We start from the raw sequence: 14,769 nt of genomic DNA, 5'->3' as shown, positions 1-14,769 counted from the left end.
GAAGGTCGCGCCCAATATCCTGTCGAAGCCGTGGCGGCCTGACGATCAGCGCTTGCTGAACTGGAAGCTGCGGCGGGCCTTGGCCTTGCCGTACTTCTTGCGTTCCACGACACGCGCATCGCGAGTCAGGAAGCCGGCTGCCTTCAGCGCGGCGCGCAGGCCCGGCTCGTGCAGTTGCAGCGCCTTCGAAATGCCATGCTTGACCGCACCGGCCTGGCCCGACAGCCCGCCGCCCTTGACGGTGGCGACGACGTCATACTGCCCGCCCACGCCGGCGACGTCGAAGGGCTGACGCAGGATCATCTGCAGCACCGGCCGGGCGAAGTACTCGCTGGCGGGCTTGTCGTTCACGATGATATTGCCGTTGCCCGGCTTGACCCAGACGCGGGCGACGGCGTCCTTGCGCTTGCCCGTGGCATAGGCGCGGCCGAACTGGTCACGCACCGGCTCGCGCGGGGCGGCGGCGGTTTCGGTCGCGACCGGGGCCGCGCTGTCCGTGACCGCTTCTTTCAGCTGGTCGAGGGATTTGATGTCTTCGGCCATGATTACGCGCTCCGGGTGTTCTTCTTGTTCATCGACTTGACGTCGAGGACTTCGGGCTGCTGGGCTTCGTGCGGATGCTCGGTCCCGGCATAGACGCGCAGATTGGACATCTGCTGCTTGCCCAGCTTGTTGCGCGAGATCATACGCTCGACCGCCTTGGTGACGACCCGCTCGGGGTGGGCGCCTTCAAGGATCTGGCGGGCCGTGCGGTGCTTGATGCCGCCGGGATGGCCGGTGTGCCAGTAGTATTTCTTCTCGTCACGCTTGTCGCCGGTCATCTGCACCTTGTCGGCGTTGATGATGATGACGTTGTCGCCCATATCCATGTGCGGCGTGAAGGTCGGCTTGTGCTTGCCACGCAGGCGCGTGGCGACGATCGAGGCGAGACGACCCAGCACGACGCCCTCGGCGTCGATCAGGATCCACTTCTTCTCGATATCCGCCGGTTTTGCGGTGTAGGTTTTCATTTCGGTGCCCTTTTGGGGGAATTCATGTTCGAGATGGGGGTGTATCGGCGATCGCGCCGGTCAGGTCAAGACAAACCGACGCGGATTAAGCCTGCGAAACCAAGGGCTTGGCAGATAGGTAATTATTTACCACAGCTTTCGCTGCTGTAAGACGGCGCGCTTTACGCGCCAGACCCTTACCGCGGCGGAATCGCATAGGTCATGGCGGCGCGGGCGACGGGGGGCTCGGCGCCTTCGGAAAAGATCAGCGCATCGGCCACGGCGAGGTTGCGGCCCAGCTTCAGCAGGCGGCATTCGGCCCGCAGATCGCGCCCGGCCTCGGGCTTGCGCATGAAATCCATGCTGGCATTTGTCGTTACTGCCAAGGCGACCTTGCCGATCCGCGACAGGATCGCGCAATAGATCGCCAGATCGGCCAGCGCGAACATCGTCGGCCCCGACACCGTGCCGCCGGGCCGCAGATGCCGGTCGCCCACCGCCAGCCGCACCACCAGCCCGTGATCAGTGATCCGCGTCACGCTGAACTCTGGCGCCACCTGCGAAAAATCCTCGGCCAGAAAGGCATTCAGCGCCTTTGCATCCATCTTTACGTCCACGCGCTTTCCTCCGTCGCCGCTTTGGCCCTATGCTGCCGATGAGGCGAGAAGGAAATCAACCATGTCCGAACTGATCTTACGCAACGACACCGGGCCGATTGCGCGGCTGGTGATGAACAGCCCGACGAATTTCAACGCGCTGTCGGCCGAGATGATCGCGGGGCTGTACACGACGCTCGCGACCATCGCCAATGATGACGAGATCGGGGTGGTGATCCTGGCGGCCGAGGGGAAAGCCTTTTGCGCCGGGCACGATCTGCGCCAGATGCAGGCGGCGCGCGCCAACCGCGATGGCGGACGGGCCGGCTATGTGGCGCTGTTCGACGGGTGCAGCCAGCTGATGCAGCTGATCTCGACCCTGCCCCAGCCGGTCATCGCCGAGGTGCAGGGCGTGGCCACCGCCGCCGGCTGCCAGCTTGTCGCCTCGTGCGATCTGGCGATTGCTTCGGAAAAGGCGCGCTTCGGGGTGAACGGCATCGATATCGGTCTGTTCTGCTCGACCCCCGCCGTGGCGCTGTCGCGGGTCATTCCGCGCAAGGCAGCCTTCCACATGCTCGCCACGGGCGAGTTCCTGTCGGCCGAGGAGGCCGCGCGGCTGGGCCTCGTCAACCGCACCGTCCCGGCGGAGAAGCTGGCAGACGAAACCATGGCGCTGGCCGAGAAGATCGCGGCCAAGCTGCCCTCGGCCATGGGCATGGGCAAGCGCGGGTTCTATGAACAGCTCGGCCACGACACCCCGTCCGCTTACGAGGCCGCCTGCGATACCATGGTCGCCAACATGATGCTGCGCGACACCGATGAAGGCATCAACGCCTTTCTGGAAAAGCGGCGGCCGGACTGGGATGACACGGCCGAGGAAGAAGCGGCACCCGGCAGCGATCCGGTTCGGGCCTAACGGCGGCGCAGGGCGACCATCGCCCTGCCCCACCCGCCCGGCACCAGCACGAAGCTGAGCAGAAAGCCGATGAAAAAGCCCGAGATCTCGGCGATCCAGCCAAAGCCAGCATTGCCGAACAGCAGCCCGAAGACCAGCTGGAACAGCAGCAGCATCCCGATCAGGGTGAAGGCGCGCAGCCGGTTGACGTTCTCGATCCCCAGCCGGACCCACAGCAGAAAGGTGAACGCGCCGACCAGCCCATAGACCGCCGGATAGCCGCCGATCAGCGGGGCCAGCTCGATCCCTGCGATCTGGCCAAAGATGGTATAGACCGCCGCCCCGCCGATGGCGCAGCCGAAGAACAGCGCCAGCAGCGCCCAAGGCCGGAACTGCTCGGCCACCATCTTGCCCAACGCGAGCGTAAAGACGATGACGAACAGCGCGTGCGTCAGGCTGCCATGGACAAAGGGATAGGTCAGCACCCGCGCGGCGTGGCGCAGGTTGAAGACGCCCAGCTCCCACATCCGCACCGGCAGTTGCGGGATATAGGCCGCAAGCTCCAGCCCGTTCAGGCGCAGCCCGATCCCTTGCGCGCCGCCGATGAAGCCGATGGCGCCCAGACCGAACACGGCCTCGGTGGCGATCATGGGCAGGACCAGCAGCCAGACCACCGGCGAAATGGCGTTGATCGGCGATTCGTCATATCCGGGGCGCATGTCGGTTCCTTCCCGTTCGGGCACGCAGTCGCAGGGCTGTTGCGCCCGCCTGCCCGCAGCGTTAAGCCAACCGCGAGGATTTTCCAAGCAGGCCCGCCATGACCCAAGCCCCGACCCCCCGCGTTTTTTCCGGCATCCAGCCCTCGGGGCATCTGACGCTTGGCAACTATCTGGGCGCGCTCAAGCGCTTTGCCGAACGGCAGGATCAGGGGGTCGAGACGGTCTATTGCCTCGTCGATCTGCACGCCATCACCGTCTGGCAGGACCCCGACGCCCTGCGCCAGCAGACCCGAGAGGCCGCCGCCGCCTTCATGGCCGCCGGCATCGACCCGCAGCGCTCGATCCTGTTCAACCAGAGCCAGGTGCCGGCCCATGCCGAACTGGCATGGCTGCTGAACTGCGTGGCGCGGTTGGGCTGGATGAACCGCATGACGCAGTTCAAGGACAAGGCCGGCAAGAACTCCGAGGCGGTCAGCCTTGGGCTTTACGCCTATCCCGCGCTCATGGCCGCCGACATCCTTGCCTATCACGCGACCCATGTCCCGGTGGGCGAGGATCAGAAGCAGCATGTCGAGCTGACCCGCGACATCGCCGCCAAGTTCAACCATGATTACGGCGTCGACTTCTTCCCCCTGCCCGAGCCGGTGATCGAAGGCCCGGCGACGCGGGTCATGTCGCTGCGCGACGGCAGCAAGAAGATGTCGAAATCCGACCCTTCCGATGCCAGCCGCATCAACCTGACCGACGACGCCGACACCATCGCCCAGAAATTCCGGAAGGCCCGCACCGATGCCGAGCCCCTGCCCGGCGATATGGACGCGCTGAAGGACCGGCCCGAGGCGCGCAACCTGGTCAATATCTACGCGGCCCTCGCCAATGAGGCGCCCGCCGACGTGCTGGCCCGGTTCGAAGGCCAAGGCTTCGGCAGCTTCAAGCCCGCGCTGGCCGATGTCGCGGTCTCGGTTCTGGGGCCCATTTCGGGCCGGATGGCCGAGTTTCTGGCCGACCCGGCCGAGATCGACCGCATTCTGGGTCAGGGCGCGGAAAAGGCCGAGGGGATCTCGTCCCCCATCACCGCGCGCACGCGTGAGATCATGGGCATGATCCTGTCGCGCTGACAGGCTGCAACAAATGAAAACAGGGCCGGAGCGATCCGGCCCTGTCCCGTTTCAGGCAGGTGTCAGCTTAATAGCCCACCGTCGCCGCCCCGGCCCGGCGCGGATCGGACGCACCCAGCAGATAGCCGCTTTCGGGATCCTGCATCACCGATTGTGTCGAGCCCATCACCTCATCCAGCGAGATGGTGTGACCCTTGGCCTGCAGGGCGCGCTGGGTGTCGAGGCTGATCCCCTCTTCGATCCGCAACTCGTCCGGCAGCCACTGGTGATGGATGCGCGCGGCGGTGCTGGCCTCGGCCACGTTCATGTCATGGTCGATCATGTTCATGATGACCTGCAGAACCGTGGTGATGATCCGAGCCCCACCGGGCGAGCCGGTGACCAGCCAGACCTTGCCGTCCTTGTTGACGATGGTCGGCGTCATCGACGACAGCGGCCGCTTGCCCGGCTCGACCGCGTTCGCGTCGCCGCCGATCAGACCATAGGCGTTCGGCACGCCGGGCTTGGCCGAGAAATCATCCATCTCGTTGTTCATCAGCACGCCGGTCCCGTCCGCGACCAGTCCCGACCCGTAAGAGAAGTTGATCGTATAGGTGTTCGAGATCGCGTTCCCTGCCTTGTCGATGATGGAATAATGGGTCGTCTGGTCGGATTCGTAGGGCGCGAGGTCCGCCGGCTTGATCTGCTGCGACGGCGTGGCAAAGGCCGCGCTGATCTTGTCGCGCATGCCCTCGGCATATTCCTTGCTGGTCAGCACATCGACCGGCACATCGACGAAATCCGGGTCGCCCAGATATTCCGACCGGTCCGCATAGGCCAGCTTCATCGCCTCGGCCATCAGGTGGATCGTCTCGGACGAGTTCGCGCCGAGCGCCCCGATCGGATAGCCTTCCAGCGCGTTCAGGATCTGGATCAGATGCACCCCGCCGGACGAGGGCGGCGGCATCGAGACAATCTCATAGCCGCGATAGGTGCCCTTGACCGGCTCGCGCTTGACGGCCTTGTAGTTCGCCATGTCTTCGACGGTGATCTGGCCGCCCGCATCGGTGACGGATTTCGCAATCGCCTCGGCGATCCGGCCCTTGTAGAAGCCGTCCGGCCCCTCTTCGGCCACGGTCTTCAGGGTCTGCGCCAGATCGGCCTGCACCAGCGTGTCGCCGGGCCGGAACAGCGCGCCGTCTTCCTTATAGAAGATCTTGGCGGCAGTGGGATATTTGGTCAGCCGCTCCTGCATCGCTTCAAGGCTGTCGGCCAGATCGGGGGTGACGGTGATGCCCTCTTCGGCCAGCTTGATCGCGGGCGCGATGACGTCGGCCCACTCCATGCTGCCGAACTCGTCCAGCACCAGCTTCATCCCCGCAACCGTGCCCGGCACGCCCGAGGCCGCACCGCTATAGCGCGACAGCTCGCTGTCGGCATTGCCCTCGGCGTCCAGGAACATGTCGCGGCTGGCGCTGGCCGGGGCCATCTCGCGATAGTCGATGGCGTGGGTCTCGCCGGTTTCGGCGTCATGGACCAGCATGAAGCCGCCCCCGCCCAGATTGCCGGCCCGCGGCAGGGTTACGGCCAGCGCAAAGGCCACGGCCACCCCCGCATCGACGGCATTGCCGCCCTGCGCCAGAATATCGCGTCCGACCTCGGCCGCCACCTGTTCCTGCGCCGCGACCAGCCCGTTTTCGGCCCAGACCGGGTGAACCCGGTCCATGCCGGAATAGATGGCCGCCTCTTGCGCCAGCAATGGCGAGGCCGCCAGCGACAACGCCGCCAGCCCGAGCGGCAGATAGCTGAATATCTTCATCGAAAAACCCTCCCTCTCAATCGAAACAACGCCAGTCGACCGAGGAAAGCCGCTTGGGTCAACCCCGAAGGCGAGGCGGGACGGGTGAGGCGGCATCTGCGGTGCCTTTGAGCGGCTGCGCGGGCGCGGAAAACCGCATGACAACTTCTGTTCGGCACCGCCGCCTCTGACCGGCGGCGCTACCCACAACACCCGCGCACCACTTTAGGTTTTGCAAGCCCCGGCACTGGCCTATAGATGCAGGTCTGGCCCAGAAAAACGAGGTGCGGGGATGAGCAACGGTCTGAAAAGCGTCACCGACCAGGTGTCTCCCGCCTCGGCGCGCGATACCCGGCAGTTCCGCAAATCCGCGCCCTCGGTCGATGTCGCCGCATGGCTGGCCGGTCTGCCCGCCGCGCAGGCGCAGCGGCAGTTGGGCAAGCTGCCCCTGCCCCGCCGCGCGGTGGTGTTCGCCCATCTCGATCTGCCGCTGCAGGTCGAGTTCGCGGCCAGGATGCCGGCACGCGACCTGGCCGATCTGGTCACCCAGATGGACAGCGACGACCGGACCGACCTGTTCAAGCACATGGACCGGCGCAGCCAGGCCACGCTGCTGGAAAACCTGCCGCAGTCGGTGCGCGACGACATCCGCCGCCTCTCCTCGCACGAGGAAGGCACCGCCGGCTCGCTAATGACCACCGATTTCGCCACCATCGACGCCCGCATGTCGCCGCAACAGGCCATCGAGGCCCTGCGCGCCCAGGCCGTCAAGCGCGAGGCGATCTCGCGCCCCTATATCGTCGATGATGAGGGCGTGCTGCTGGGCTCGGTCGAGCTGCATCAGCTGATCGTCGCCCCCGACAGCGCCCATGTCGGCGACATCATGCGCCGCGACCCGGTCTCGGTCACCGTCGACACCGACCAAGAGGATGTGGCCAAGGCGATCGAGCGCTATGACCTCGCCTCGATCCCGGTCATCCATGACGATGGCCGGCTGGTCGGCATCGTCACCCATGACGATGCCGCCGACGCCATGCAGGCCGCCACGACTGAGGATTTCCAGCGCATCTCGACCGTGCGCCCCTTTTCGGAAAGCCTGCGCAGCGCGACCATCGGGATGCTGTATTCGCGGCGCGTGTTCTGGCTGGTTTTGCTGGTCTTTGGCAACCTGTTTTCGGGCGCCGGAATTTCCTATTTCGAGGACACGATCCTCGCCTATGTCGCGCTGGTGTTCTTCCTGCCCCTGCTGATCGACAGCAGCGGGAATGCCGGCTCGCAATCGGCCACGCTGATGGTGCGGGCGCTGGCCACCGGCGATGTCGCGATGAAGGATTGGGGCAGCCTGATCCTGCGCGAACTGGCCGTCGCAGGCGCGCTTGGCCTGACCATGATGCTGGTCGTGGTCCCGCTTGGCATCTGGCGCGGCGGATACGAGATCGGGCTGGTCGTCGGGCTGACCATGCTGACGGTCGTGATCATCGGCTCGACCGTCGGCATGTCGCTGCCCTTCCTGCTCAGCCGCCTGCGCCTCGACCCCGCCACCGCCAGCGGTCCGCTGGTGACGACAATCTCGGACGCGATGGGCGTGCTCATCTACTTCTCGATCGCGACGGCGGTGCTGGATCTTTAGGACTCGGCTGCACAGGGCGCAGCTCCCACGCGTGCCGTCCTGCGTCGCCCAGTCTTGACGGGCTGGCGACGCAGGCACGGCATACCGTCTAGACCCCGCAAAACCCCACCGCATCAGCGGAGAGGTTCACACTATTCTTTCTCGGAAAAACAATGGCGGACCCGGAGCAAATGAAACAAGTTAGCAAGAACAACATGCTGACGTGTCAAACCGTTCGAGTTTTTGCCATTGCTTTCCAAGGATTTTCTTTGAGATCGTCAACCCGTTTGCGGGGCCTCAACAGAGGAACTGCACATGGGAATGCATCTAGATCAATTCGAGGATCTGCTAAGCGGAAGCCCTGAAACGACAAGACCCGGCGCGCTGGCGGGCGCAACCGGGTCGAAAGTCTCAGAGGAAGTCACACAACCTCAGACCGCAATGTATCACGATGTGGACGGATTGCTAGGGGGGCTTTCGCCGCTCGATGCGCCCCTTGCGGTCACGCGCTTTTCCAACGTCCACGCCAAGCGCCTCAGCACCGATGCAATGAGCCTTCGGACGCTGGCCGGTGTCATCCGCAGGATGCGGGCTGACAGCAAGGCGGCGTTACCCCTGCTGAAGCTGGCGACGTTCGGAGACAAGCGGACGGAAAAGGGCTCACTTCGCCATGACGGCAACCTTGGCACGATCCACGGTATAGAAGGCGACTATGACGCCGGGGGCGTGACGGCCTCTGAAGCAGTCCAGATGCTGAAGGCTGCTGACATCGCCGCGCTGGTCTACACTACCCCGTCGCACAAGCCCGACGCGCCCCGCTGGCGGGTGCTGGTCCCGACCTCAGCCCCAGTGACGCCCCAAGAGCGTGATGCCCTCTGCGCCCGCGTCAACGGCGCGCTGGGCGGCATCCTTGCTAACGAGTCGTTCGCTAGGTCTCAAAGCTATTACTTCGGCGGCATCGGCAGCGATCCCGAGGTGCATCTGGTCGAAGGACGCGCGATCGACACTGCATCGGACGTACCCGCAATCGGCAAGCGTGGGGCAGTCGTCGCTGACATGTTCGACGACATCCTGGGCGGCGACATTCCTGATCGCAAAGGACAGGGCAAGTGCGGCAAGTCGTGGGATGTCGTCCTTTCCGCGCTGAGCCATATTCCGAACGATGGCGCGCCGGGATGGATGGACTTCCGCGACATCGGCATGGCGCTGCATGAGGAGTCGGATGGGTCGCGTAAAGGCTTTGACGCCTTCTGCCAATGGGCAAAACAGAACCCCAGCTATAGCCGGGTCGAATGCGCGAAGATTTGGCGCAGCTTGAAAGCCGGGCGCGCTGGCAACACGGGCGGCGGGACGATCATGATCCGCGCCAAGGCGTTCGGCTGGCAAGAGCCGGACCAGTATGACGATCTGGACGCGGACTTCGAAGACCAGCCTGACGCGCCAGCCGCCAAGGCAAAGAAGCCCGCACGGCTGACCTTCCTGACGCCTGCCGAGTGCGATGCAGCCCCAGCGCGGTCCTATCTGATCAAGGGCCTGATCGCTGAGGGTGACGTTGGCTGCATCTTTGGTGCGCCGGGTGCTGGCAAATCGCTACTGGCCCCTGCCCTCGCCTATGCTGTCGCCCAAGGGCGGGAAGCGTTCGGGATGCGCTGCAAGGCCGGGGGCGTCTTCTATGTTGCTGCCGAAGATCCGCACGGGATGCGCGGACGGGTGAAGGCCCTGCGGCTGGCCCATTATGACGCGCCCGACTTCCACCTGGTCGAAGGCGTGTCGAACCTGCTGGCGGTGGAGTCGCCCGACCTCGCGGCACTGGTCGCGGCGGTGAAGGAACGTCTGCCCAAGCTGATCGTCATCGACACGCTGGCAATGGCCTTTCCCGGCCTGGAGGAAAACAGCGCCGAGGCGATGGGGCGCGTCGTGGCAGTGGCCCGCAAGCTGACGCAATGGGGCGCGGCAGTCGTGCTGATCCATCACGACACGAAGGCCGAAGGCGCTACCCCGCGCGGGCATAGCCTGCTGAATGGTGCGCTAGATGTCGCCTTGCATGTGAAGCGGGATGACAGCGGCGTGATCCGGGGCAAGCTCACCAAGAACCGCAACGGCACCTGTGACCGCGACATCGCCTTCCGTATCGCTGTCGAAGATGGCGGCAAGGATGAAGACGGGGATGCGATTACCCTGCCCCGTTGCGAGGAACTGGACGCATCGTCAGCACCGCAGGCGGTGAAGTTGACAGCGGCAGAACGCGCCGTGCTCGACGTGATCCACCTATCGGGCGGCGAAGTGACGGAAGCCGAACTGCGTCCGCTCTGCATCGACAGCCGTAAGGTTTCATCCTCGGACAATCCGGACAGCCGCAGGCGCGTGACGGACAGGGCGCTAAAGGGACTGGTCCAGAAGGGCAGCGTGATCTTCCAAGATGGCGCTTATCGGATCGAAGACGATCATGCCGACGACTTCGATGACCTAGGCGAGCCGGACAATCCGGACTCTGTCCGGACAAATCCCGGACTGTCCGAGATGGCAAAGCGTCGAAATCCGGACGGACTCGGACACACTCCTTTAGGAGTGTCCGATTGTCCGGACGATGCGGGGCAAGGAGTCCTGTGATGAAGGCTGGAATGATGAGCGCAGCAGAAACGGTTGTGAGATCGCGCAAGGAAGGCCAGCAGCCCTTGTGGGTTGTGAGGTCGTGCGGGTCCTTCCCTTGGGGGCACGGCTTGCGGGGGACGCGGAGCCGCAGAGGTTTTCGCTTTTCAAAACTTTTCGAAATGGGGAATCCGGCATGAGCGTACACTCTGAGATGTTCGATGACCTGCTGGGCGGCGAAACCAGCCCCTCAGAGGCCCCTTCTGCCGATTCCGCACCATCGGTCTATGAGCTGGACGAAAGAGGCATGAGCGAGCTTCTGGGGCTGTCTCTGAGCATGGTTCGAACCAAGGCGCGTGAGGGCGTCTTCGTTCGCTCAAATCGGGGGCGCTATGATGTTCACGAGTCCGTCCGCCGCTACGTTTCGCGCCTGCGGGAAGCTGCATCGCGCAACGGCAGTCCCGCTTCTGCGGCCAGTGACGAACTGAAGGCGGAAAAGCTGCGGCTCACCCGCGCGCAGGCGACAGCGCAAGAACAGAAGAACCGTTTGGCCGCTGGCGAGATGGTGGCAGTTTCGGAGGTGCGTGCGGAATGGGTCACGGTCGCGACGGATTTGCGGTCCCAGATCCTCGCTATCCCGCCACGTGTTGCGGCCCGCGCTGGGCTGAACCTTGACGCCGCCGTGATCCTTGAAGAAGAAATGCGCTTGGCGCTGGAAGGACTCCACGATGAACGCTGAAACCTTCCGCACACTGCGCGCTGACCTCTATGCGGCGCTGAAGCCCCCGGCGCATCTCGACCTTGGGGATTGGGTCGAGTCGAATGTCCGGCTGCCCGCTACTGTCGCGGCGCAGTCTGGGCGCATGGTCCTGATGCCGTGGCAGCGCGAAGTCGCCCGCTCGATAGGCGATCCGCGCGTCGAGCGTGTCACGATCCTCAAGAGTGCCCGAGTCGGGGCGACACAGTTGATGGTCGCAGGCATCGGGCACTTCGCCTTGAACGATCCGGCCCCGCAGCTTGTCGTCATGCCGTCCGAGTCCGACTGCCGCATGTTGCTGACCTCGATTATCGAGCCGACCTTTGCCGCCAGTCCCGCCTTGCGGTCAGCCTTGACAGAGAACGTCAGCGGACGGGACACCATGCTTTCGCGGCATTATCCTGGCGGCAGTTTGGCGCTGATCTCTGGCGCGAGCCCCAAGAACCTGCGCGCGCGGACGGCCCGCGTCCTGTGGCTCGATGAGGTGGACGGGCTCGACATGTCAGCAGGCGATGAGGGCGACCCTGTGTCGCTCGCAATCCGTCGAACAATGACCTACGGCACCCGCCGCAAGATCGTCATGGCCTCGACTCCTGTCGATGAAGCGACAAGCCGGATCGCCCGCGCCTATGAGGATGGCGACTGCCGCGTCTGGGAACTGCCATGCCCGCACTGCGGCGACTTCCACGAACTGGCGTGGTCCATGATCCATTGGCCGGAAGGAAAGCCGCAGGACGCTTATTTTGTCTGCCCGTCTTGTGGCTGCATCACGGAAGAGTCCGGCAAGCCCGCGATGATTGAGCGCGGCAGGTGGCGGGCGACCCGCCCCGAGGTCACGGGACATCACAGTTACCGGCTCAACACCTTCGGCGCGTCCATCCTGTCAACAGCAGCTTGGGGCGTGCTGGCGTCCGAGTTTTTGGCAGCCAAGCGCGACCCGGCCACCCTCAAGACGTGGATCAACACGGTTGCCGGTCAGGTCTGGCGCGATGACAGCGACGGCATGGACGATGCCGAAATTCTCAGCCGCCTAGAACCTGTCGGGCTAGACCGGGTGCCGTCTGAGGTCATCGCCCTGACGGCTGGCGTGGACGTGCAGCATGACCGGCTAGAGGTCTCAACGCTGGGCTGGACAGCGGAGGACGCGCCAATCGTCCTGGCGCACGAAATCATCTGGGGCAATCCGTTCGGGCCGGACCTCTGGCTAGGGCTGTCGGATCTGCTAGCGCGGACGTTCCAGCATCCCGCAGGCGGAATGCTACGCTATGACGCGGCCCTGATCGACTCGGGGGATGGTCAGACATCAGAAGCGGTCTATGAGTTCTGCCGGGGCCGGGCATCGCAGCGCGTCTTCGCGTGCAAGGGCATCTCGGGCTTCCGTGAGCCGCCGGCCCGCCTAGGTAACGTGCCGGGCAAGAAATGGCTGCGCCTTCAGCTTGTGGGCGTGGACTCGGTCAAGCGTCGGATCATGGGTCTCGTCACCTCTGGCACAATGCGGTTCAGCGACAGTCTGAGTGCGTCATGGGCGGAACAGATCACGGGCGAACGGCTGCGGACCCGCTACAGCAAGGGCGTCCCGGTCCTCGAATGGCACCGCCTTAGCGGGCGCAGGGTCGAAGCGCTAGACTGTGCGACTTATGCTGTCGCGGCACGGTCTCTCGTGACGGCGGATAAGAGAAGGCGGCAGGAGGAACTTTCCTCGCCTGCCGCACCCAGAAAACCTGTTAGAATAACGCACTCGAACTGGTTAGTCCGATAGGGAGGTACACTTATGCCCGAAGCTTGCGCTGCTCCATGAACCAATCGAACTCAAAGTGCCGATTAGGATGCTCCACCATTTCATTGTATTGGGAGATCACGCGCATACGGTGAGCCCGATCCGACTTTGTCGAAGCGGTTATCGCTTTCAGTCGTTCAAGGTGGTTCGACACTACGCGGTCGACAACCTGCTGTTCCAGCTTATGCTTGCTCATCTTGCGCTCCATGCACGCCGCACCACGAGTACCTACTCTAAGTCCTACGCATGTCCCAGAGTTGCCTTCGATCGGTAGTCTCATATTTAGAGCACGTGTACCCAAGCGCAAGGATTTTCTCACAGAGCAACTCGTACTTCGGCGCAGCTGCAAGAGGAAGAGCAGGGAATTTCGTCACGAAAATCAGCCTTTTAGGCTTTACATCTTCCACCAGATGGCAGCCCAGGGTAGCAATAAGTTTAATGACTTTCTTGCGAAATGGCTTGTCTGAGAAGTGCTGCTTAGTCTCGCTGCCTGAGTAGAACACTTCCTCTTCTGCCTCTGGATCAAGCGCGTCGTAAGCACAAACCGTAAACACTAGTTCCGCAGCTTCGTCGCCTAAATCTTCGCAGAACCCATACCCGCACAAGGTGACCCTAAGGGCGTAAACCCGCCCCACAACGCGATTATGCCCGATGGTCTCCTCTGCCCAGCGATGCGGCCCGTGCTGTTGGATTCGCGGCATGAAGTCAGCGTGAGGCAGAAGAGATTCAAACATGCGCAATCCGGCTAAACGATGCGCTTATAGCCCCTCAGGTCTCAGCGGCGCAAGCATTGCAAGTGGATGTCTCGCCGCTCGTCGTTAGCGAATCAGGCGTCCCGACCGAGCCGCGATGATGCGCGCGATCCCGCCTTCACGTAGTGCTTGAGCAGCCTTAACTACGGTCTCAGCCGCCGCACCTTCATAAGCGTCTGCAACATCTGATGACGTGCTCAAAAATGGAAAGCACATGTAGTCAGCCCCCGTTCGCCAGATCGCCATACACGGTTGAAGCCCTTCCAGCGATGCCGCGAAAAGCTGCTTTCGTTCTGCAGGTGTTGCAGGTCGCAACCAGCATTGGCGCTGGGGAAAGCGGCGGGCAAAGCGCCGGTCGATCTTAGCTGAAGCCTCTAGCACGTCTGGCATGGTCATTCCTTTGCCTCTCAGAATGAGAAAGGCCCCCGCCCTGCTGACCCAGACAGCGAGACGAGGGCCTTTCGCCATCGGGTGCGCCAGGAGGACGAACGGTTCCGATGGGGTGGGTGGACGGGGCGACCTGCGCCGCCCCGTCCGTTCTCTGGAACTTGGGACTGAAACCTATATGGCAGAAACATCTGGACTCGTCAACTCATCCGTGAGATATAGAGACGAAAGGAGATTCAGCCATGGCCGATTACACGCTTGCCGAGATCGCTGCCCGCCTTGCTCGTCACGACGATGTAGAGGATGAGCACCACGCGCAGTTCGAGAAAGGTCTTCGCAACCTAGTGCAGCGTCACTTCCTGCCGCCGACCACTCAGCAGGGGCGCATTTTCCTGTATGATCGCGCCGCCGCCGCAACGATCCGACTTGCGCAGATCGCATCGGAATTCGGCATCCCCCGCGCCTCGATTGATACGCTGACGCGCTGGCTCAGCGGCTCGGGTGAGCGTCGTGAGAAGCTGCCGAGCGGCGGCCAAATGGGCGTCTCCCACGCTGCCGAGGCGATCCAGCGAGTCGAAGCCGGCGAAGAGTTCGCCCTTCACATCATCATGACGACAGAGCGGACGGTCTTTGTCCGGGCTGATTGGAAGTCTGATCGGGAAATCGACCCGGAAAGCCAAGCGCGCGCTGACAACGCGCTGCGCCTGATCGGCAAAGGTCCGAAGCCGGAGATCGCGCGCTTTTCGCTGCCCGCCTCCGAATTGATCGCCGAAATCCTTCCGCTGTTTGCGAAAGGCTGATCCC

Annotated in this window: 15 protein-coding genes; 7 read left to right on the top strand and 8 right to left on the bottom strand. The window is 63.6% G+C overall.

The genetic code is table 11. The features are described from left to right. Positions 1-45: 45 nt before the first annotated feature. The 3 genes from rpsI to CYR75_RS00190 all read right to left on the bottom strand — a co-directional run bounded on the left by rpsI (position 46) and on the right by CYR75_RS00190 (position 1,606). Positions 46-543, bottom strand: a complete 498-nt coding sequence (gene rpsI / locus CYR75_RS00200; RefSeq protein WP_101498324.1) for a 30S ribosomal protein S9 — start codon at positions 541-543, stop codon at positions 46-48. Between the two features lie 2 nt (positions 544-545). Next, positions 546-1,010 carry a 50S ribosomal protein L13 gene (gene rplM / locus CYR75_RS00195; RefSeq protein WP_101498323.1) on the bottom strand — a complete coding sequence of 155 codons (465 nt, stop codon included), beginning with the start codon at positions 1,008-1,010 and terminating at the stop codon, positions 546-548. A gap of 176 nt (positions 1,011-1,186) precedes the next feature. Then, positions 1,187-1,606: a PaaI family thioesterase gene (locus tag CYR75_RS00190; protein ID WP_225972766.1), complete on the bottom strand. Its 420-nt coding sequence runs from the start codon at positions 1,604-1,606 to the stop codon at positions 1,187-1,189. Positions 1,607-1,667: 61 nt separating this feature from the next. Here CYR75_RS00190 and CYR75_RS00185 point away from each other — a divergent pair, with 61 nt between their 5' ends. After that, positions 1,668-2,501 carry an enoyl-CoA hydratase gene (locus tag CYR75_RS00185; protein ID WP_101498321.1) on the top strand — a complete coding sequence of 278 codons (834 nt, stop codon included), beginning with the start codon at positions 1,668-1,670 and terminating at the stop codon, positions 2,499-2,501. On the opposite strand, the gene CYR75_RS00180 is transcribed toward CYR75_RS00185, so the two are convergent. Then, complete coding sequence (locus CYR75_RS00180) at positions 2,498-3,199, bottom strand: rhomboid family intramembrane serine protease (protein WP_101498320.1); 702 nt, start codon at positions 3,197-3,199, stop codon at positions 2,498-2,500. The genes CYR75_RS00185 and CYR75_RS00180 overlap by 4 nt on opposite strands. A 98-nt stretch (positions 3,200-3,297) precedes the next feature. On the opposite strand from CYR75_RS00180, the gene trpS reads away from it, so the two are divergent. After that, the gene (gene trpS / locus CYR75_RS00175; protein ID WP_101498319.1) at positions 3,298-4,317 is read left to right on the top strand and encodes a tryptophan--tRNA ligase; all 1,020 of its coding nucleotides are present in this window, start codon (positions 3,298-3,300) and stop codon (positions 4,315-4,317) included. Positions 4,318-4,384: 67 nt separating this feature from the next. Here the strand turns inward: trpS and ggt are convergent, their stop codons facing one another. Next, on the bottom strand, positions 4,385-6,115 hold the full coding sequence (ggt, locus tag CYR75_RS00170) for a gamma-glutamyltransferase (protein ID WP_101498318.1): 1,731 nt from the start codon (positions 6,113-6,115) through the stop codon (positions 4,385-4,387). 271 nt (positions 6,116-6,386) lie between these two features. On the opposite strand from ggt, the gene mgtE reads away from it, so the two are divergent. The 4 genes from mgtE (at position 6,387) to CYR75_RS00150 (ending at position 12,808) form a co-directional block, all read left to right on the top strand. Continuing rightward, positions 6,387-7,724: a magnesium transporter gene (gene mgtE, locus CYR75_RS00165; protein ID WP_101498317.1), complete on the top strand. Its 1,338-nt coding sequence runs from the start codon at positions 6,387-6,389 to the stop codon at positions 7,722-7,724. A gap of 294 nt (positions 7,725-8,018) precedes the next feature. Continuing rightward, positions 8,019-10,313, top strand: a complete 2,295-nt coding sequence (locus CYR75_RS00160; RefSeq protein ID WP_101498316.1) for an AAA family ATPase — start codon at positions 8,019-8,021, stop codon at positions 10,311-10,313. A gap of 193 nt (positions 10,314-10,506) precedes the next feature. Continuing rightward, positions 10,507-11,031: a hypothetical protein gene (locus CYR75_RS00155; RefSeq protein WP_158644531.1), complete on the top strand. Its 525-nt coding sequence runs from the start codon at positions 10,507-10,509 to the stop codon at positions 11,029-11,031. Further along, on the top strand, positions 11,021-12,808 hold the full coding sequence (locus CYR75_RS00150) for a phage terminase large subunit family protein (protein WP_101498314.1): 1,788 nt from the start codon (positions 11,021-11,023) through the stop codon (positions 12,806-12,808). The genes CYR75_RS00155 and CYR75_RS00150 overlap by 11 nt, the downstream gene beginning before the upstream one ends. A 10-nt stretch (positions 12,809-12,818) precedes the next feature. On the opposite strand, the gene CYR75_RS00145 is transcribed toward CYR75_RS00150, so the two are convergent. From CYR75_RS00145 to CYR75_RS15870, 3 genes are all read right to left on the bottom strand, one after another. Further along, positions 12,819-13,022 (bottom strand): hypothetical protein, encoded by a 204-nt coding sequence (locus tag CYR75_RS00145; protein ID WP_101498313.1) that lies wholly within the window; start codon positions 13,020-13,022, stop codon positions 12,819-12,821. Between the two features lie 37 nt (positions 13,023-13,059). Then, positions 13,060-13,560, bottom strand: coding sequence for a hypothetical protein (locus CYR75_RS00140; RefSeq protein WP_101498312.1), 501 nt, complete (start codon positions 13,558-13,560; stop codon positions 13,060-13,062). An 84-nt stretch (positions 13,561-13,644) separates the two neighbouring features. Continuing rightward, positions 13,645-13,968 (bottom strand): hypothetical protein, encoded by a 324-nt coding sequence (locus CYR75_RS15870; protein WP_158644530.1) that lies wholly within the window; start codon positions 13,966-13,968, stop codon positions 13,645-13,647. Between the two features lie 239 nt (positions 13,969-14,207). On the opposite strand from CYR75_RS15870, the gene CYR75_RS00135 reads away from it, so the two are divergent. Further along, positions 14,208-14,765 (top strand): hypothetical protein, encoded by a 558-nt coding sequence (locus CYR75_RS00135; RefSeq protein WP_101498311.1) that lies wholly within the window; start codon positions 14,208-14,210, stop codon positions 14,763-14,765. Positions 14,766-14,769 lie beyond the last annotated feature (4 nt).

The organism is Paracoccus jeotgali (assembly GCF_002865605.1).
Lineage (GTDB): Bacteria > Pseudomonadota > Alphaproteobacteria > Rhodobacterales > Rhodobacteraceae > Paracoccus > Paracoccus jeotgali.
Note: the sequence above shows the minus strand (reverse complement) of the source record. Positions and strands in the feature narration are given on the sequence as shown.